Here is a 20,167-nt window from a genome sequence, read left to right as displayed (position 1 = left end):
GGCTCGGGTGGTGGGAGCACTCCCAGCACGTCGCGTCCCAGGTGCTCCACCAGCGCGTCGATGCGTGGGAAGTCGAAGACGAGCGTCGAGCGCAGCGGGCGCTCGAGGCTCGTGGACAGCCGGTTTTTCAGCTCGACCGCCGTGAGCGAGTCCATGCCCAGGTCGAACAGGCGGTGGTCTCCATCGACGGCGTCCAGGCTGCTCATCCCCAGCACGCGCGCGAGCTGGCTCCGGACGTGCTCGTCCAGCAGCACCCGTCGCTCGTGCACGGAGGCGACCTGGAGGCGTGCCAGCAGGCCCTCTCGCGCTGGCTGCTCCGGCTCCGCCTTCGTCTCGGCGAGCAGTCGCGACAGATAGGGACTGGCGCCGACCTTCCGTGCGAACTCCGACCAGACGATGGGCATGACACCCAGCTGCGCGGCCCCGGACGCGAGGATGCGTTCGAGCAGCTCCAGGCCTCGCTCGGGGCTGATGGTGCTCATGCCCAGCTCGCCCATGCGCGTGCCCGCCTCCGCGCGGTTCGCGGCGCCGACTCCCTCCCACGCGCCCCAGGCGATGCAGGTGCAAGGCAGTCCGAGGGCCTGGCGATGGTGGGCCAAGGCATCGAGGAAGGTGTTGGCGGCCGTGTGGTTCGCCTGTCCCCAGGCTCCCAGCAGCGACGTCGCCGAGCCGTAGATGACGAAGAGGTCGAGGGGCTTTGTCCGGGTGAGCACATGGAGGTTCCAGGCTCCGTCGACCTTCGGCGCGAGCACCGTGGCGAAGCGCTCCCAGCTCAGTCCCGAGAGGACGCCATCCTCCAGCACACCCGCGGAGTGGAAGACGCCTCGCAGCGGCGGAAGGCGCCGCTCCAGCTCGGCCAGTGCCTGTGTGAGCGACTCTTCGCGCGAGACGTCGCACGGCAGGGCCAGCACGGTGGCTCCTCGCGCCGTGAGCTCCGCCATCGCCGTCCGGGCTTCGGGTCCCGGCGGCCTGCGCGAGAGGAGCGCGAGGTGGCGTGCTCCCCGCTCAACGAGCCAGCGTGCCGTCAGCAGACCCAGTCCACCGAGCCCACCCGTGATGAGGTACGTGGCATCGGGGCGGATGGAGACGGTGTGCGTTGGCGCGAGCTGGCCGGCGCGCACGAGGCGGGCCACCCTGCGCTCCGCGCCTCTCAGCGCGAACTCCTGCTCGTCGCTCGGGTCCAGCACCGCGTCGAGCAACGCCTCGGGCTCGGAGGTCGTCGGCGTGTCTTCCAGGTCGATGATGCGGCAACGCAGCTCCGGATGCTCACGGGCAATCACGCGGGCCAGCCCCCAGAGCGTCGACTGCGCCACCCCTGGCACCGCGCCGCCCGCGGGCTGGGCTCCTCTCGTGATGAGCGTCAGGGGTGGAGGCGGTGACTGCGTTCCCTGCGTGAGCGCCTGGACGCACTGCAAGACGCTGCCGCAGCCTGCCTTCGAGGCTTCGCGCAGTTGTTGCGTGGACAGGTGGGCGGCGGACGTTCCATCCAGTGCCCACAAGTGGATGACGCCCCGAACGTTGGCGACCTTGGCTTGGAACAGGGCAAGGGAGGCGGCGGAACGAGGGTCGATGTCGGACCCCGTTTCGTGAACGAGGAAGCACTCGCCCCCCTGGGCCTGGAGCTGATGCGCCAGTGCCTGACCCACGCCCCCTCGGTCCGCGAGGATGAGCCATGCTCCGGCCGCGCGAGTCTCCTTCGGAGTCCGAGGCGTCTGCGCGACGATGACGGCTTGCTGTCCCAGGAGGGGCGGAAGAGTGTCGCTCGGAGATGCGATGTCCGCGTGAGCGAAGCCTTCTTCCTCGAGCACTTCACACCAACGTGCGGGTGGCAGAAGCGGGCAGTCGGTGCGCAGGGCGGTGTCCTCGAAGCGCCACCAGCCGTCCGTGAGCCCGAAGGTGAGGTCCACCCAGCGCAGCGCGACGGTCCCTTCCAGCAGGACAAGTGTGCCTCCCGGTGCCAACAGCTCGCGAAGGTTGCGCAGGGTTCGTCGCGCATCCCGCGTCGCGTGCACCACGTTCGATGCGAGCACCAGGTCGAAGCGCTTGTTGCCGACCGGAGTCCGCTCGACGTCCAGCACCTCGTAACGGACGAAGGGAAATTCCGTGAAGCGCTCCGCTGCCCGCTCCGTGAAAAACGCGGAGACGTCCGTGAAGAGGTAGTCGCTCCGCTCGGCGGGAAGTCGCGGCAGTACCCAGGCCGTGGTTTCACCTGTCCCCGCGCCGACCTCCAGGATGCGCAGCCGACGCTCGGGTGGTGCGCCCGCGAGCGCGCGCGTGACGACCTGCTGTGCCACGGTGTTCATCATTCGGATGACCGGAGTGCCTCGGTAGAGTTCCGCCACCGCGTCTGGATTTCCATCGGGGAAGAGCAGCTCGAGCGCGTCGCGCTCTCCACGAAGCACGGCCGCGAGCTCCATTCCGCAGCGCTCCAGCATCGCGAGCTGGGCCCGTGTGGAAGACGAGTCCTCCTCGGAGACGGGCAGTCGCTCCGCTCGTGCGTGCGGGAGCACCTGGAGGACATGCCAGCCCTCTCCGGCGCGTTCCAGGAAGCCTTCCTCGGAGAGAATGGCGAGCAGTCGCCCGAGCAGTCGCTGATGGGGCGAGGCGACCCGGAGCCGCTCCGCCAACTCGCGGGTGCTGAAGCGCTGGCCGGGCTCGAAGCCCGCTCCCAGTCGGTGGAGCGCGGCGAGAATGTAACCGAGGCTCGCGGCTTCGAGGCGCCCGAGGACCGCCGTGTACCGCGAGACGTCGTCCTCGGGGATGATGGAGCCCAAGCCCTCGCGCACGGCGTCACCGAGGATGCGCGGCGCGGGGATGAAGTCGGCTTCGGTGTTGACCTGGGGCGCAAGAGGCCAGTCGACCGTGTAGAGCCAGTCGGAGGCGGGCTGTCCTCCCAGGAAGGCCTCGCGCCGTGCGAGGCGCAGCTCCAGGCCTTCGACGACGACGAGCACGCGGCCGTCTTCCGCGCGGAGACACGCGTCGACCTGGAGGCGACCCTTTCCGAGAGAGGGGCGCTCTTGCGTCTCGCAAAAGGCGGCTTCGCGGGGTGACTCGTGGACCGTCAGTCGCTCCAGGCCCACGGGCAGCCACGCCTCGCCCTCCACTGCGTCACCGAAACCGACACTCAGCGCCTGGAGACAGGCATCCAGCAGGGCAGGGTGCAGGACGTAGTTCCCCGCTCGATTCGGAAGGACGACATGCGCACCCCCTCCGCGCTCAGTGCGCCAGAGCGACTGGATGGAACGGAAGAGTGGGCCGAGCGCCAGGCCATGCTCGCGGGTCCTCTGGTAATGGGACTCGACGGAGAGCAGGGCTTCTCGCGCGGGAGGAACGACGACAGTGGCCTCGGGGCGGCGCGTGTCCTCGAGACGAACCTTGCACGTGACGTGGAGGCGCCACGCACCTTCGGCTCGGCTGAAGATGCGCACCCCACGACGCCCCGGACCTTCGGGCGCGAGCACGGTGTGCACCACGATGGTGCCCTCTTCGGGAAGCAAGAGCGGCTGGGAGAGCTCCAGCGCCTCCACGCGCAGGGCTCCCTCGCCAAGAGTCCTCTGTCCGGCCGCGAGCGCCAGCTCGATGAAGGCCGTGGCGGGGACCACCGCGCGCCCGAAGACGCGATGCTGTCCCAGCAGTGGGGGCGAGGCAGGTCCCAGGTGTGCCTCGAAGTGGGCGTCCTCAGGACCCTGCACGGGTGAGTGCAGCCGATGTCCCAACAGGGGATGCGTCGTCGTTGCCGCGCTGGAGGCTGGCGTGCGGCCGGACCGGAACTGGAAGGTCTCCTCCTTGAGCCAGTAGCGGCGGCGCTCGAAGGGGTACGTCGGCAGGGTGATTCGGCTCCGGGCTCCACGGGCTTCGAGCCCCGCCCACCGCACGGGCGCGCCGCGCACATGAAGCCGCGCCAGTGTCTCCATGAGTCCGCGTGAATCGGACGAGCCTTTCAGCAGGCTGGGCAGGTACAGGCCCCCGTCGTTTGGCAGGTTGCTCTTCGCCAGGTCGAGCAGCGCCGACCCTGGGCCCACCTCCAGGAAGACCTCGCAGCCGGTGGCACGAAGCGCGCGCATTCCGTCCGCGAAGCGCACCGGGCTGCGCACGTGCCCGACCCAGTGGTCAGGTCGAGTGACCTCCGAGCCCATGGCCCGGCCCGTCACGTTGGAGATGAAGGTGACCCGAGGGTCCGTCGTCCGAAGCCTCGCGACGACGGCTCCGAGGCCCTGCAGCATCGGCTCCATCAGCGGGGAGTGGAACGCGTGAGACACGTCGAGGAGCCGGGACCCGGTGCCTTCCGCGAAGATGGCGGCCATATGCCCCTCGTCCATGAGGGACTGCATGATCCGGCCTCGCTCTGCGACGAGCGTCAGCCCGTCCTCCAGCGAGAAGACTCCGGCGGCACACGCCGCGGCGAGCTCACCGACGCTGTGTCCCATGACCGCCGCGGGCGCGATGCCGAAGGACTTCCACAGCTCGACCAGCGCGTACTGGAGCGCGAAGAGCGCGGGCTGCGCGTAGGCGGTTCGTGACAGCGGCGTGGACCCCGCGTCCTCGTCGAAGAGCACCGAGAGGAGGGAACGCTCCAGGCGCGACGCGAGGACGGCGTCACAGCGCTCCAGCGCCTCACGGAAGCGCGGCTCGGAGGCGAACAGCTCATTGCCCATGCCCGCGTACTGGGCGCCCTGTCCGCTGAAGAGGAAGGCGATGCGCGGAGGCTCGTCCGGGATGACTCCTCGGATGACGGACTCCCCTCGCTGAAGCTGGCTCGTGAGCTCCTCGGTGTTCCGGGCGATGAACGCGGCACGGTGACGGAAGTGGGTGCGTCCGCTGTTCGCGGTGGCGGCCACCTCGCCGAGTGGCAGCTCGGGATGCCGAGCGAGGTGACGCTGGTACTGGTCGACCTGGGCTTCCAGTGCCTCCGGTGTGGCGCCAGACAGCGTCAGGAGAGACCAAGGGCGCTCGGGAGCGGTGGGCTGTTCCTCTCGCGCGGGGGCCTGCTCCACGATGACGTGGGCGTTCGTTCCCGAGAAGCCGAAGGAGCTGACTCCACCGATGCGCCGGCCATCGATGAGCGGCCAGGGAGTCGGCTCCGTCACGACGCGCACCCCGAGGGAGTTCCAGGCGATGCGCGGGTTGGGCGTGGTGAAGTGGAGGTGGGGCGGGAGGGTGCCGTCCTCCAGCGAGAGCACCAGCTTCATCAGGCCCGCGATGCCGGCCGCCGCCTCCAGGTGCCCGATGTTGGGCTTCACGGAGCCAATCAACAGCGGGGTTTCTGGCGCGCGCTCCTTGGACAGCACGGCGCCCAGGGCCTCCACCTCGATGGGGTCTCCGAGCGAGGTGCCCGTGCCGTGTGCCTCGACGAAGCCGACCTGCTTCGGTGCGAGGTCGGCCTGCTCCAGGGCCCGTCGGATGACCGCCTCCTGCGCGGAGCCGTTCGGCACGGTGAGTCCCGCGCTGCGACCGTCCTGGTTGACCGCCGAGCCTCGGATGACCGCGAGGATTCGATGGCCTGCCCGCTGAGCGTCGGACAGCCGCTCGAGCACGACCACTCCGCAGCCCTCTCCCCGCACCACTCCATCCGCAGCCGCGTCGAACGTCTTGCACCGCCCGTCCGGTGCGAGCATTCGCGTGCGCGACTCAATCATCGCGAGGATGGGTGCGAGCATCAGACTCACGCCGCCCGCGAGCGCCAGGTTGCATTCGCCCAGTCGCAGCGACTGACAGGCGAGGTGGACCGCGACCAGGGACGACGAGCAGGCCGTGTCCACGGAGAGCGCGGGCCCTCTCAAGCCAAGGACGTACGAGAGTCGCCCCGCCGCCACGCTCAGCGCCGTACCCGAGCCCGTATAGGCGTCGATGGACTCCGGCGCGCTCGTGGACATCTCGAAGTAGTCGTGACTGGCGACGCCCACCATCACCCCGGTCGCGCTTCCCATCAGCGAGTCCGGCGCCACGCCTGCTCGCTCCAGCGCCTCCCAGCTCACTTCGAGCAGCAGCCGTTGCTGCGGGTCCATCCGCGCGGCCTCGCGTGGACTGATGCCGAAGAAGGCCGCGTCGAAATGGTCTGGCTGGTCGATGAAGCAGCCCTTGCGCGCGGTCAGCGCCCCTTGCGCATCCGGGTCCGGGTCATGGAGCGCTTCCGCATCCCAGCGCTCGACGGGCACGTCGCGCACGGCGTCGCGCCCCGAGGCCAGCAGCTCACGAAAGGCTTCGGGACTCGTGGCCCCACCCGGGAAGCGGCAGCTCATTCCGATGATGGCAATGGGCTCGCGCTGGCCTCGCTCCAGGGTGTGGAGCTTGGACTCGGTTTCCTCCAGCTTGCGCAGTGCGCGCCGCAGGAGGGCTTCCTGACCGCCACTGGGAATTGACGTGCTCATCTAGCCCATGTCCTCGAGCTTTCGCTCCAACCGGCGGACCACTTCGTCGAGCGGCAACTCCTCGCCGGCTTCTTCCTGAGGGCGGGGTGTCGCCGAGGCGAGTCGCAGCACTTCGGTGGCGAGATACGTGGAGAGCTGGTCGACGCTCGGGTGCTTGAACACCACGACGGACGGCAGCGTGCAGGGCAGCGAGGCCTGGAGGCGGTTGCGAATCTCCAACGAGCCGAGCGAGTCCAGGCCGAGGTCGAACAATCCCCGGTCGACGCCGACGGCGGACGGAGTCAGGCCCAGGACCGCGGCCACCTGCTCACGCACGTGGGCTCGCAGGAGCGGTTGTTGCTCCGACGCTGGCGCGGCCTCGATTCGCTGGCGGAAGCCTTGCTGCGCGGCGCCGCTCTTCCGGAGGGAGTCACCTCGGCTGACAAGCTCCATGAGGAACGTGGAGGACGCAGTGCCGCTGAGCTGTTTCCAGTCGATGGGCACGACGGCGATGTTGGGCCGCGCGTGGGCATACAGTCGGTGCAGCGCGGTGAGGCCGTGCATGGGTGAGAGCAGGCCGAGTCCCTGTCTGCGCAGGCGCTCCGCGAAGACGTCGCTCGCGGCCGTGCCCTCTCCGGACCACGGGCCCCAGGCGATGCTCAGACCCGGCAAGCCGAGCGAGCGGCGGTGTCGCGCGAGGCCATCCAGGAAGGCATTCGCCGCGGCGTAGTTCGCCTGTCCCGCATTCCCAAGCAGGGAGGACACGGAGGAGAACAGGACGAAGAAGTCGAGCGCGTGTCCCCGAGTCGCGGTGTGGAGGTTCCATGCTCCCTGGACCTTGGGGGCAAGGACCTGGGCGAAGGACTCCCACGACTGTGTTCGCAGAGGCCCATCGTGGACGGCGCCCGCCGCATGTACGACGCCTCGCAGTGGCGGAAGCAAGCGGCGCACCTCGTCGAGCGCCGCGCTCACGCTCTCCAAACGGCTCACATCCGCTTCGAGGCAGAGGACGCGCGCGCCCGCGGACCGGAGCGCGGCGATTCCCGCGTCATCATCCGAGGGCACGTGTCTGCCCAGGAGCGCCAGCGAACGCGCGCCCCGGTCGACCATCGACTGCGCGACGAGACGACCCAGGCGCCCGAAGCCTCCGGTGATGAGGTAGGTGGCATCGGGACGCAAAGCGCCCTCCGCGCGAGATGCCTCCGCGACGCGCAGCCGTGCGACCTGTCGTGACCCACCTTCGAGCCGGACCTGGGCCTCCTGACTCTCACAGCGAAGCTCCGCGAGGAGTTCGCGGCTCGCCTCGGGCCCTGTTGAGGGCGCGAGGTCTACCCGCCGACAGCCAAGCTCCGGATGCTCCAGGGCGATGACCTGCCCCAGTCCCCACAGCAGCGAGCCAGTGCCAGGATTGCCTTCCTGGACTCCTCGCGTGACAAGCTGGAGGGCCGGAGGGGGGTCGTTCCGCGCGACCAACGCCTGGACGAGATGGAGCACACCACCACAGGTCCGGTGAAGGTCCTCACCCAGTGTCTCGGTTTGGAGTGCCTGGTCGGACGGCGCGTCGAGTGAGCCCAGGTGGATGACCTGACGCAACGGTCGCTCCTCGTGAGCCAGCTCCGCCAGCAACCGCGTGAAGTGCTCTGGGTTCGTGGGGTCGAGCTGGAAGCGATGGGCTTCATGTCGCTCGTAACGTGGGCCGACGCGGGCGATGACGCAGGCGTCTCGTCCATCCTCTTCCACGCGTGCACGGAGGGCTTCGGCGACACCCTGTTCGTCCGCGATGAGGAGCCATGTCGAGGGGCGATGGGTGACCTCGCTGACGGGACGAGGTTGCTCGCGCCAGGCGGGCTCATAGAGCGCGTCCTCGAGCCCCGGCCGTGCGCCTTGGAGGAAGGCTTCTCCCCGGACGCGCTTGAGCTCGAAGCCCTCGACGCGGAGCACTTCGTCGCCTGCCTCGTCGTAGACGAAGACGTCCGTCAGGAGGGGCGAGCGGGGGATGACCCGACTCACCAACCTGTTGGGCAGTGACGCTCGGTGGACGCGCACCCGGCCGAAGCTCGCGGGCAGCATCCATTCGCCTTCCTTCAGCTCCGGGCCCACCGCGCCGATGAGCTGGAGGCACGCATCGAGCACGGCGGGATGGACGTGATGGGGCTTGGGTTCGTCGCGCAGTTGCTCCGGGACTTCGATGCGCGCGCAGGCCCCGGCGTCGTCACTCCACAGCTCGACGAGGCCTCGGAACGACTCTCCGAACTCCGCCCCGAGCTTTCGGGCTCGCGTGTAGTGTGCTTCTCCAGGCTGCGTCCCGAGGCCTGAAGGCTGAAGGAGTGAGGCTTCGAGCCGTGTCGGCACCAGGGTCTCGGCGCCTGTCGGCCGAACCTTGCCGGAGGCATGGCGTATCCACCGGGACTCTCCCTCGTGGGTCTCCTCGCGTCGGAAGACCTCGATGGAGAGCACCTGCTCGCTCGTGGTTCGCACCACGGTCTGGAGGGTGACTTCACCTTGCTCCGGCAGGATGAGGGCCTGTTCGAGCGCCAGGTCCTCGACGACGAGGGCTTGATTCGGAAGGGCGACCGCGCCGGCCGCGAGGGCCAGCTCCAGATACGCCGTGCCGGGCAGCAGGGCCGTTCCGAGCGCGCGGTGGTCGCCCAGATAGGAGGGCGAGGTGGCACCGACTCGCGACTCGAACAACAGCTCTCCCGGCTGCAGGGTCGCCGCCGCCACGCGTGCTCCGAGCAGCGGATGTGTGGTCCGGGTGTCGTCGCGGCGCGCGGTGCTGCGGGGACCGGCCTCGTCGGACCAGAACCGCTGTCGCTCGAACGGGTACGTGGGAAGCGCCACGCGTCGGCGTGCCTCCGCCTGCTCGTAGCCGCGCCAGCTCACCGGCGCGCCGTGCGTGTAGAGCGCCGCCAGGCACTCCAGCAACTGGTGCCAGTCTTCATGTCCCTTGCGCAGGCTCGACAACCACTGTGCCTGGGCCACGGGCAGACACTCGCGCCCCATCCAGACCAGGGTCGGCTTCGGGCCGATCTCCAGGAACACCTGCGTCCCCTGTTCGGCCAGGGTCCGCATCCCCTCCGCGAGTTGCACGGGCTCACGCAGGTGCCGCACCCAGTACTCGGGCGTCGCGACCTCTGCTCCCGCGAGCCGGCCCGTCAGGTTCGAGATGAGGGCCCGCGTGGGCGAACGGTAGGTGACCGTCCGCGCGACCTTCTCGAAGGCCGGCAGCATCGGGTCCATCAGGTGCGAGTGGGCCGCGCGCGAGGCCTCCAGCTTCTTGACCTCGATGCCCTGCGCCACCAACTCGTCCGTGAGCTGCCGCACGGCGGGTCCTTCACCGGAAACGACCACGTTCTGGGGCGCGTTGATGGAGCCGATGGATGCGCGCCCACCCTGCTTCGTCAGGGCTTCGCGGACGCGAGCCTCGTCCGCGAGGACGACGATGGTCTCGCCCTCCAGCGCGAGCTGCTCCATGAGCCGTCCGCGCGCCGCGACCAGTCGCACGGCATCTTCCAGCGAGAAGACACCCGCGTTGAGCGCGGCGACGTACTCGCCCAGGCTGTGTCCCAGGACGGCGTCAGGCTCGATGCCCCACGAGCGCCACAGCTCCGTCAGCGCGTACTCCACCGCGAAGATGGCGGGCTGGGCGTAGGCCAGCTCCGTGAGTCGGTGGGACTCGCTCCCGTACAGCACTGCGAGCAGAGGTGTTTCGAGTTCCGTGCGAAGCAGCGCCGCCACCCGCTCCAGAGCCTCGCGGAACACGGGACTCGTGTCATGGAGCGCTCGCCCCATGCCCTCGTACTGCGCTCCGTGGCCGGTGAAGAGGAACGCGACGCGAGGGGGTTGCTCGGCCTGGGCCTGACCTCGGGACACACCCGGTGCCAGGGCCCCATCGAGGCTCGCTCGCAGTCGCTCCCGCAGCTCCTCGGCGGTGCGTCCCACGACGGCCAGTCGATGGGAGAAGTGCGACCGGACCAGGCCCGCCGTGTAGCAGATGTCCGCGAGCTCGGAGTCAGAGGCGCTCGCGAGGAAGCTCTCGAAGCGTCGGCCCAGGGCTTCGAGTGCGCGAGGACTGCGCGCTGAAAGCGGCAGCACATGGACGGGGCGTCGGGACGGCGAGGTGTCACGCCTGGGCGCTGCTTCAAGCACGACGTGCGCGTTCGTCCCGCCCACGCCGAATGAACTCACCCCCGCGCGACGCGGATGCGGACCCTCCGGCCACGGCTGGAGCCGCGCGTTGACGTAGAACGGGGTCTGCTCGAAGCCGATGGCGGGATTCGGGCGCTCGAAGTGGAGGGTGGGCGGGATGAGCCCTCGCTCCACGGTCAGCGCGGCCTTGATGAGCCCCGCCACGCCCGCCGCGGTGTCCAGGTGGCCAAAGTTGGACTTGGCCGAGCCCACCACGCAGAAGCCCTTCGCCGGAGTTCCCAGCCGGAAGGCCTGGGTGAGCGCGGCGATCTCCATCGGGTCTCCGAGCGGCGTCCCCGTGCCGTGCGCCTCGATGTAGCCGACCGTCTCCGGAGGGATGCCCGCCATCGCCTGGGCGCGAGCAATCACCTCCGCCTGTCCGTCGCGATTCGGCGCGGAGAAGCCGACCTTGTCCCCACCGTCGTTGTTCACCGCCGCGCCGAGGATGACGGCGTGGATGGCGTCACCGTCGGCGAGCGCCTCGTCGAGCCGCTTGAGCACCACGACCCCCGCGCCGCTCGCGGGGAGGATGCCTTGCGCCTGGGAATCGAAGGGGCGGCAGTGGCCGTCTGGGGAGAACATCCCCGAGCCGGGCTCCGCGAGATATCCCAGGTGGTGGGGCACCTTGATGGAGACGCCGCCCGCGAGGGCCATCTCGCAGTCGCGGTTCCACAGGGACTGGCAGGCGAGCGTCACCGCGACGAGCGACGTCGAGCAGGCCGTCTGCAGCGTGATGCTGGGGCCCGTGAGGTTGAGCTTGTAGGAGACCTGTGTGGCGACGAAGTCCTTGTCGTTGCCGAACAGCCGCTGGAAGTAGGGCAGGGGCTGGGTGAGGTCGAGCTCGGGATAGATGTAGTTGCTCAGGCTCTTTCCGGCGAAGACGCCGACCTTCTTCCCTGTCGCGTCAGGGCGGTAGCCCGCGCGCTCCAGTGACTCCCACACGCATTCGAGGAACAGCCGTTGCTGCGGGTCGGTGAGCAGCGCCTCGCGAGCGGTGAGCCCGAAGAAGTCCGCGTCGAAGCCGGAGATGTCGTCGAGGACGGCGCCCGCCTTCACGTAGTGCGGATTGCCAATCATCTCCCGGGCAAGGCCCTGCGCCCGCAGCTCCTCGTCCGTGAAGAAGCGCACCGACTCGACGCCCTCGACGAGGTTCTTCCAGTAGGCCTCCACATCAGGCGCGCCCGGGAGCCGAGCGCTCATGCCGATGATGGCGATGGGGCTTCGCTCGAGGGTGTCCGCGCGGGCCTGGGTGACCCGCTGAGAGGGGCCACCAGTGTCTCCGCGTCGCACCCGTCCCAGGTGCGCGGCCAGCGCGGCGAGGTTCGCGTTCTGGAACAGCTCCACGGTGGGGATGTCCGCGCCCAGCTCCTGCCGGATGCGGGCGTTGATGCGCACGAGGTGGACGGAGTTGGCGCCCAGCTCGAAGAAGTTCTTCCTCCGCTCCACCTCCGGGAGCTGAAGGACGTCGCGGACGATGGCGGCCAGCGCAGCCTCGGCTTCGTGCGCGGGCGCTCCGTCATCGGTACGCGATTCGGTGAGGACTCGCAGGGCCTCCGGCCTGGGCAGTGCGGCGCGGTCCACCTTGCCCGTGGGGCCGAGCGGGAGCTGCTCCAGGAACACCACGATGGAGGGGACCATGTGGTCCGCGAGGCGCTCGCCGAGGAAGCGTCGCAACGGCTCCTGAGACAGCGTGGCCCCCGCGCGCCGCACCACGTAGGCGAGGAGGCGAGGCGCGTGGCGGTCTCCATCCGCCACGACGACAGCGGCGGAGACTTCCGGGTGGAGTCGGAGCGCGGCCTCGATTTCACCGGGCTCGACGCGATGGCCGAGGATGGAGAGCTGGAAGTCGACGCGTCCCAGAATCTCGACGGTGCCGTCCGGCAGCAGTCGTCCCAGGTCGCCCGTGCGGTACAGGCGCTCGCCCGTCACGGGGTGGGTGACGAACCGCTCTCTCGTGCGGGCCTCGTTGCGCCAGTAGCCCTGGGCCACGCCGACGCCCGAGCAGCACAGCTCGCCGGGGACCCACAGGGGACGCTCCCTGAGCGTCTCGTCCATGACGTGGTAGCGGGTGTCCGCGATGGGCCGGCCGTAGGGGATGCTCTTCCAGTCGGGGTCGACCTTCCCGATGGGGAACCAGATGTTCCAGAGGCTCGTCTCGGTGGGCCCACCCACGCTGACGGGTTGCACACCCGGCACGAGCGCGCGGAGTCGCTCGGGCAGGTCCAGGGGAATCCAATCGCCGCCCATGAAGGCGAGGCGCAGCGCGGGAGCGAGCGGCTCGGGACGCCCGCTGGCGTGGGCCAGGAGCATCTCCATCATTCCAGGGACCGAGTTCCAGACGGTGATGCGCTCGGTGCGCAGAAGCTCTGCCCAGCGCGCGGGCTCCTTCCGCGCCGTGGCCTCGCAGAAGACGATGGCGCCGCCCGCCGACAGCATCCCGAACACGTCGAACATCGACATGTCGTGGTGCAGGGCCGTCAGCGCCAGGACCCGGTCCTCTGGACCGATGGAGAACTCGCGCAGCGTCTCCTCGAGCGCGTGCACGAGCCCTCGGTGCGCGAGCATCACTCCACCGGGGCGGCCCGTGGAGCCGGACGTGTAGATGATGACCGCGAGGTCATCCGCGCCCTGAACCGGAGCCTCTGGCAACGCAAGGCCAGAGGTCGGCTCCAGGGGCTCCACCGTGAAGCGTCGTGGGGTGGCGGGCCATTCGAGGCGCGGCTCCAGCCATGGCTGGGTGACGAGGTGCTCACAGGTGCTGTCCTCGAGGAGTTGCTTCAAACGCTCCCCGGGAACACCCGCGTCGATAGGGAGATAGGGTGCGCCGGCGATGGAGCAGGCGAGGGTGGCCACCACCTGCTCCCAGCCCTTCTCCATCACCACGGCCACGGGGTGGTTCTTCCGCGCGCCCGCCTGGGTGAGCGCGTGGGCGAGCGCGGTGCTCCTCTGCAGCAGCTCGCCGTAGCTCAGCGTGCGCCCGGGGGCGATGACCGCGGGCCGGTCGGGTTGTGCGGTGGCCTGCTCCACGAAGCGCGAGTGCAACAGGCGTTCGGAGCGTTCGCCGTCACGCCGTGGTCCGGCCGCGACCTGGGGCGTGGACAGGCGAAGGGGCTTTTCGTGGACGACGTCGGGCTCGTCCACGAGCCGGTCGATGAGCCGCTGGTAGGACGCGAACATCGCGTCGAGGAGGCCCGGAGCGAACAGCTCATCCGCGGCGTCCCAGTTGTAGAACACGCCGCCGTCCTGGAAGACGAGCTGGTGGTCAATCCACACCTGCGGCGTCTGCGTGACGGAGTGGACGACACGGCCGAAGGCGCGGCCCAGGTGGTCCACCCAGCAGGAGTCCCAGCCCTCGACGCCGCTGGCGAAGCTGGTGAGCACCACGGGCATCAACGCGCCGCTGATCTTCCCGCGCTCGCGGAACATCTGGCGGAGGATCTCCACCCCGCCGATGTAGCGGTGCTCCAAGTCCCTGAAGAGCTGCTCCTGGAGCGCTCGGGCCCGCTGCTGGAAGGTGCCGCCCGCGCGGTGGTCCACCTCGACGAGCAGGAACGACGAGAAGGTCCCCACCATCTTCCCCACGTCCTCGTGCAGGGGAAGTCGGTTGTAGAGCGGCACGTTGAGCGTGAAGTGCGGGCTCTTGCTGAAGTGGGCGATGACCTCCGCGTAGCAGGCGAGCAGCAGCCCCGTGGGCGTGAGCTGAAGCTCGCGTGCGCGCTCCACCAGGCGCTCCCAACGTGCTCGCTCGATGCGGGCTTCACGGCGCACGAAGTGCGGATGACGGGGCGCACCCACCTGCTGGACCCTGGGCAGGTCGGGCGCGGGGGGCAGGGTGGCAATCCTTCCGCGCCAGTAATCCACCGAGCGACGGTAGAGCTCCGTCTCCTGGAGGGCGCGCGTGGCCAGGACGTAGTCGCGGAACGACTGGCCATGCTCGCGCGGGTCCAGCGTCGCGTCCGGGTCGGCGTAGAGTTGGATGAGCTCCCGGAAGAGGACCTGTACGCTCCACGAGTCGACGAAGGTGCAGTCGATGCTGAAGTAGAGCCGGTGGCCTTCCTCCAGCCGCACCGCGCGAATCTCGAACAGGGGCCAGGTGTCGAGCGGCAGGATTTGCTGCGCCAGCCGCTCGCGGTGGGCGTCCAGGCGACGCTGACGTTCCTCCGGGGACAGCGCGCGGTAGTCCTCGACGGCCACTTCGTAGTCGGGGACGTCGCGGAGGATGCGCTGCGTCCCGTCGGGCAGGGCGACGGCGCGGAGCATCTCGTGGCGTTGGATGAGGCGTCGCCACGCTTCACCGAAGCGCGCGGGGTCCAGCGTCTCGCTGTCTATCTCGACGTAGACGTGGATGGCCGCGCCCAGCTCGAAGTCGCCGCCACGGCCGACCCAGTAGGCCTGCTGGATGTCGGTGAGCGGGAAGGGCTCGTCCCGTTCCTCGGGGCGGCAGATGAGCGCGGGCAGCTCCGCCGCGCGCGCATCCCCCATGCTGTCGTCGAGCAGCGCGATGAGCTCCGCCTTGCGTGCGGAGAGCTCCGCGCGCAGCTCCGCGGTGAGCGCGCCTTCCGGTGCATCCACCGCGAGCCTTCCACCCTCCACCCAGAGACGAATCCCCAGGTCGAAGAGGCGCGTGAGCAGTGCCGTCACCCCGCTGTCCCGACTCAAGTCTTCCCCTCCTCGTTGATGGTGAAGCAGGGGAAGTAGTTGGTGTGACCGGCGCGGTACGCCTCCGCCAGCTCGGGCAGCTCGTCGAAGGTGTGGATGCGCGGGCCGACGTCGGGCATCCAGCCGTGGGCCTCTCCGAAGGCCACCGCGTCCACGCCCTCCTGATAGCGCGCGTAGTGGGTGTGGATGTGCTGATGCCGGGTGATGCACTCGCGGGCGCGCAAGAGGGAGATGGACATGCCTTCCTTCCAGCCGGCGGTGGCAATCACACCCTGTCGGGCCAGGGCCTTGATGGTGGCCCGGTAGACGGGCGTGCCGATGTAGTCGAGGAACAGGTGGACCATCTCTCCGTCGGTGCGACGGGAGACCTCCGCGAGGAACCCGGCCTCCGCGGCCTGATAGCGCTCGCGGTAAGCCGGGTCGGAGTCCCAGCGCTCCGGCTCGTAGCTCAAGCCGCTGAAGGCGCGCCGGTCGATGACCTCCAGGCCCGCTCCTCGAATCTCATCCAGGTGCCGGTGCGCGCCGGACAGCATGACGACGCGGCAGCCCTGGAGTCTGGCGAGCGCCAGCTCCGCGAGCGTCGTTCCTCCGCCCCAACCCCAGACATGCGGCGACGGGCACTCCTGCTCCGTCATCTGGGTTCGGAAGACCGCCGAAGCGACGCGCCAGTTCGCCCACGCGGTGACATAGCGGACGCTGAAGGCCGCCCACTGCGCCAGCGAGTGCCGTGTGTTCTCCGGAATGGGAATGACCTGCCGGCCCTTGAGCTTCATCAGCGTGGCCATGCAGCCCATCTGTCGCGGGGCCTCGTAGCCCAGGGCCTTCACGGTGTAGCCGTAGGCATCCGTCTCCCCGCTCGGGAACATCATCGCGAGCTGGCCGCCCTGGACCTGGGTGACGCCCTTGCCCGTCTCGAGCACCCGGACGACGCCCGCGTTGCCGAGCACGATCTCCTGCTCCTGGCGGACCTTGCAGATGTCGATGGGCTTTCGTTCGAGCGCGTGCTCGTTGTTTCCCTCCCAGCAGCCGTAGAGCGGCGCCGCGAGGACCTCGTCTTCCTGGATGGCGTCAACGGTGACGCGCGTGCGCGTCAGTCGGGCGCGCCGTGGCTCATCGGTGCCACCCTCGCGAATGACCCAGGCGTCGGCTTGATAGCTCATGTTTGGAATCCCCCTGTGCGCGTGGTGTGGCTACAGCGTGAGAAGCTCTCGTCGCCCACCGACCGCGGGGGCTCGGGGCTCCGTCAACTGCGCGCGCAGCCACCGCGTGAGCAGCTCATCCGCCAGCACATCCACGCTCGTCGCCTCGAAGAAGTGGGAGACGGGCATGTCGATGGACAGCTCAGTGCGGATTCGTCCCGTCAGCTCGATGAGCCGGAGCGAGTCGAGCGCGAGCTCCTGGAGGGATTGGAACGCGACGTCCGGCGTCTGTCCCCGGAGCGCGACGCGGATGACCGTGCCCCGCAGGTAATCCCTCATCAAGGCCCGGCGCTGCTCAGGCCTGGCCGCGCCCAGCGCCGCGAGCACGTCCGTGGACGGTGGCGGAAGCGGAGCACGTGCGGGCTCCGGGGTGATGGGCTCCGGCGGCGTGTCGGCGCGGGGCACGACGAGGTCGGGAAGGAAGGCCGAGAGCGCCTGCCCCGGCGCGGATACGGCCCGGCTCAGGATGGTCTCGAAGTCGCGGAGCAGCCTCGCCGCCTCGTCGGTCTCGAAGCGCTGGCGGGAGAACTTGAGCGTGCCCGAGATGACGCCTTTCTCCTCGTGAAGCGCGAGGAACAGGTCGAAGTCACACGTGCCGCCTTCGAGCTCGACGGGAGCGACGTCGAGCTTCGTGAGCTGGAGCGGGTAGCGAGGGGTGTTCTCGAAGGCGAAGAGGGCCTGGGACAAGGGCTCGCCGCCCAGGTCGACTCCGTCGAGGAGCTGCACGGGGAGGTCCTGGTGCGCCAGCGCGCCCGCCACGACACCGCGCACCTGCTCCAGCAGTTGCTGGAAGCTCGGGTCACCGCGCAGGTCCGCCGGCAACACCAGCAGGTTGACGAAGTAGCCGATGAGGCGCTCGGTCTCCGCCTGCGGACGATTGGCGATGGGGCTGCACACGAAGTGCCGCTCCTGCCCGCCGGAGTGCCGATGCAGCAGGACGTGGAACGCGGCGAGCAGCACCATGTAGACGGTGGCGCCCGCTTCCCGGGTGAACTGGAGGATGGCGTTGGAGAGCTCTGGAGAGAGCGTGATGGGCAGCCGTCCCAGCTCGCGCAGGCCCGGTGCGGTCACGTTGCCAGCCCGCGTCCGCGAGGCGAGGCGGGGGCCGTGCAGCCGTTCCTTCAGGTGCTCCCGCCAGTACGCCTGAAGCGCTTCGCGAGCGCTGCCCTGGAGCCACTTGCGCTGCCAGAGCGCATGGTCCGTGCAACGCACGTCCAGCTCCGGCAGGGGCGCGGAGCCGCCTTCGTGGAAGGCCGTGTACAGCTCCGAGAGGTCCCGGAAGAGCACGTCCTGGGACCAGCCGTCGTAGATGATGTGGTGGAAGTTGAGCAGGAGGACATGCTCCCGCGCGCCCAGGACGAACAGCGTCGCGCGGAACAGGGCCTCCCGGTGGAGGTCGAACGGGCGCCAGGCCTCCCGACCCAGTGCCTCTCGCAGCCGGGCCTCTTGTTGCTCGGGCCGTTGTGCCTCGTCGCGCAGGCTGACGGTGGGGAGCACGAAGGCGCCGGGCGCGCGGACGCGCTGGACGACCTTGCCACGGCTGGAGTCGAACGAGGTTCGCAGGGACTCGTGCCGGTGTTCGAGCGCCTCCAGGGCCAGGCGCAGCGCTCGCCAGTCCAGCGGACCGGAGAGACGGAAGGCCACGGGCAGGTGGTACGCCGAGCCGCCCGGGTTCGCCTGGTCCAGGTACCACAGGCGCTCCTGCTGAAAGGACGCGGGCGGGTCCTCGATGTGCTCGCGCAGGACCAGCGGTGGAGCCTCCGAGCGCAGCGCATGCAGCTGCTGGAAGGCCCTCCAGATGTCCGGATGCATCAGTCGGTCTCCTGCCCGTCACGGCCGCGAAGCCGCGTGACGGTGAACGCCCGGATGGCCTGGAGGCTGCGGAAGTTCTCCATCACGATGTCGGGCGGACTGACGGAAATCTCGAACCGCTGCTCCAGGAAGTTGACGAGGCGGAAGATGCCCATCGAGTCGATGACTCCGCGCGCGATGAGGCTGTCGTCATCAGCCAGCCCGGAGTCCTTGGTCCGGAAGAGGAACTCCTGGTCGATGTGGGCGCGGATGATTTGCGCGACCTGCTCTTCGGTGTAGCTCGCCACTGTCTCGTTCACGGACGCTCACTCCGGCTTCAGGGAATACGAATCCCCTCGGGTCGGTGACCCGATGAGGCAAACACTGTCTTCGAGAGAGGGCTCACACGAGCTGTCGTGCCTGCTCCTGGAGCCGGACCTTGTCTTTCTTTCCTGTCGTCGTCTTCGGCAGGGCTTCACACGCGTCGATGCGCGTGGGGACCATGTAGCGGGGAAGGTAGTTGGCGCAGTGCTGTCGCAGGTCCTGCGGGCTGGTGCTCGCGTTGTCGCGCAGCACGACGAACGCGCGCAGCTCATTGCCCGTGAGATCGTCCGGGAGTGTCAGCGCCGCGCTCTCCTCGACATCCGGATGGCGCAGGAGCACCTCTTCCACGGCGCTCAGCTCGATGCGGTGACCCCGGACCTTGACCATGTCATCCCTGCGGCCCAGGAAGCACAGCGCGCCGCCGCTCTCCCGGATGACGCGGTCTCCGGTCCGATAGGCGAAGGCGTGGCCCGGAATGGGCCCGAGCACCTGACGTGTGCGCTCCTCCATGCCCCAGTACCCGCTCATCAGCGTGGGGCCCGCGACGCACAGCTCTCCCTCTTCGCCAGCTCCCGCGAGGATGCCGTCATCGCGGATGACGAAGACCTCGTCCCCACAGCAGACCTGGCCAATGGGCAGGGGCTCGGAGCGCGCGAGGTCCGCGGGGGTGACGAGGTGGAACGTGCAGACGTTCGTCTCGGTGGGGCCGTAGAGGTTGAGGTAGCGCGGCCTGGGCAGGGTGAGGACGAGCTGGCGCAGATACTTGAGCGGGAAGACCTCACCGGCGAAGAGCACGGTGCGCAGGTTCGGAAAGCCGTGCCGCGACAGCTCGCCCCGGGCCACCAACTGCGTGAGCACCGAGGGGACCGAGTACCAGATGGCGATGTGCTTGTACGCGATGAAGTCCGCCAGCTCGCGGGGGAAGACGGAGAGCGAGGTGGGGACGAGCACCAGTGTCGCGGCGCCCTTCGCGGTCGCGAAGACGTCGAAGACCGACAGGTCGAAGTGGAGGGGCGCGTGGCTGGAGACGCGGTCCCCGGGGCGCACTCCCGCGACGTTGAAGGCCCAGTCGACGAAGGCGTGCCCGGCACGGTGGCTGAGCATGACGCCCTTGGGCTGCCCCGTGGAGCCGGAGGTGTAGAGGATGTACGCGAGGTCCTCGGGGGAGGACTCGGCGAGTGGCTCCACCGGGGCGCTGGACTGGGCTCGCACGTCGGCCCAGGTGAGAGTCACGGGGGCGCCCTGTTCCTGGGGGAGGCGGAGCGTGTTCGTCGGGCGGGCCTCCACCAGGATGATGCAGCGCAGACTCTCCACGGCGCGCAGGGAGGCATGCCAGGTGGGGATGGAAATGACACCCGAGAGCGCGCAGTCCCGGGCGATGAAGTTCAGCCGCCACTCGGGCGAGGCGGGGTCGATGGGGACGTAGGCGGCACCGGCCTTCAGGATGCCGAAGAGACCGATGATGGCCTCCAGGGACTTGTCGAGGTGCAGGCCCACGCGGTCGCCCCGGCCGATGCCCTGGTTCCTGAGCGTGCGGGCCATCTGATTCGACGCCGCCTCGAGCTCTTCGTAGGAGTAGGTCCGCTCTCCGTCGATGACGGCGATCCGGGCCGAGTGGGCCCTGGCGCTGTCTTCAAGATACTGGAACAACATGGCTGT

6 protein-coding genes are annotated in these 20,167 nt (G+C 69.3%); all 6 read right to left on the bottom strand.

Features of this window, described 5'->3' with window-relative positions; all coding sequences use genetic code 11:
- Positions 1-6,368 (bottom strand): type I polyketide synthase (locus HR086_RS07470; protein ID WP_174465235.1); only part of this gene is annotated, 6,368 nt, incomplete at its 3' end.
- Positions 6,369-15,194, bottom strand: a complete 8,826-nt coding sequence (locus HR086_RS07465) for a non-ribosomal peptide synthetase/type I polyketide synthase (RefSeq protein WP_174465234.1) — start codon at positions 15,192-15,194, stop codon at positions 6,369-6,371.
- A complete protein-coding gene (locus HR086_RS07460) occupies positions 15,191-16,354 on the bottom strand; it encodes a zinc-binding alcohol dehydrogenase family protein (protein ID WP_174465233.1) in 1,164 nt (387 codons plus the stop codon). Before HR086_RS07460 ends, HR086_RS07465 begins: the two co-directional genes overlap by 4 nt.
- 30 nt (positions 16,355-16,384) lie before the next feature.
- The gene (locus HR086_RS07455; RefSeq protein ID WP_174465232.1) at positions 16,385-18,205 is read right to left on the bottom strand and encodes a condensation domain-containing protein; all 1,821 of its coding nucleotides are present in this window, start codon (positions 18,203-18,205) and stop codon (positions 16,385-16,387) included.
- Positions 18,205-18,504, bottom strand: a complete 300-nt coding sequence (locus HR086_RS48355) for an acyl carrier protein (protein ID WP_141642387.1) — start codon at positions 18,502-18,504, stop codon at positions 18,205-18,207. Before HR086_RS48355 ends, HR086_RS07455 begins: the two co-directional genes overlap by 1 nt.
- Positions 18,505-18,586: 82 nt before the next feature.
- Entirely contained in the window at positions 18,587-20,161 is a 1,575-nt protein-coding gene (locus HR086_RS07445) for an amino acid adenylation domain-containing protein (RefSeq protein ID WP_174465231.1), read from the bottom strand.
- Positions 20,162-20,167 lie beyond the last annotated feature (6 nt).

This window comes from Myxococcus sp. CA039A (genome assembly GCF_013336645.1).
Classification (GTDB): Bacteria; Myxococcota; Myxococcia; order Myxococcales; family Myxococcaceae; genus Myxococcus; species Myxococcus llanfairpwllgwyngyllgogerychwyrndrobwllllantysiliogogogochensis.
The sequence above is the reverse complement of the archived record's forward strand: the minus strand, read 5'-3'. Positions and strand labels throughout refer to the sequence as shown.

Coding starts and splice junctions, on each gene's coding strand:
- HR086_RS07460 (WP_174465233.1), bottom strand. CDS start 16,354: ATGAGCTATCAAGCCGACGCCTGGGTCATTCGCGAGGGTGGCACCGAT.
- HR086_RS07455 (WP_174465232.1), bottom strand. CDS start 18,205: ATGCATCCGGACATCTGGAGGGCCTTCCAGCAGCTGCATGCGCTGCGC.
- HR086_RS07445 (WP_174465231.1), bottom strand. CDS start 20,161: ATGTTGTTCCAGTATCTTGAAGACAGCGCCAGGGCCCACTCGGCCCGG.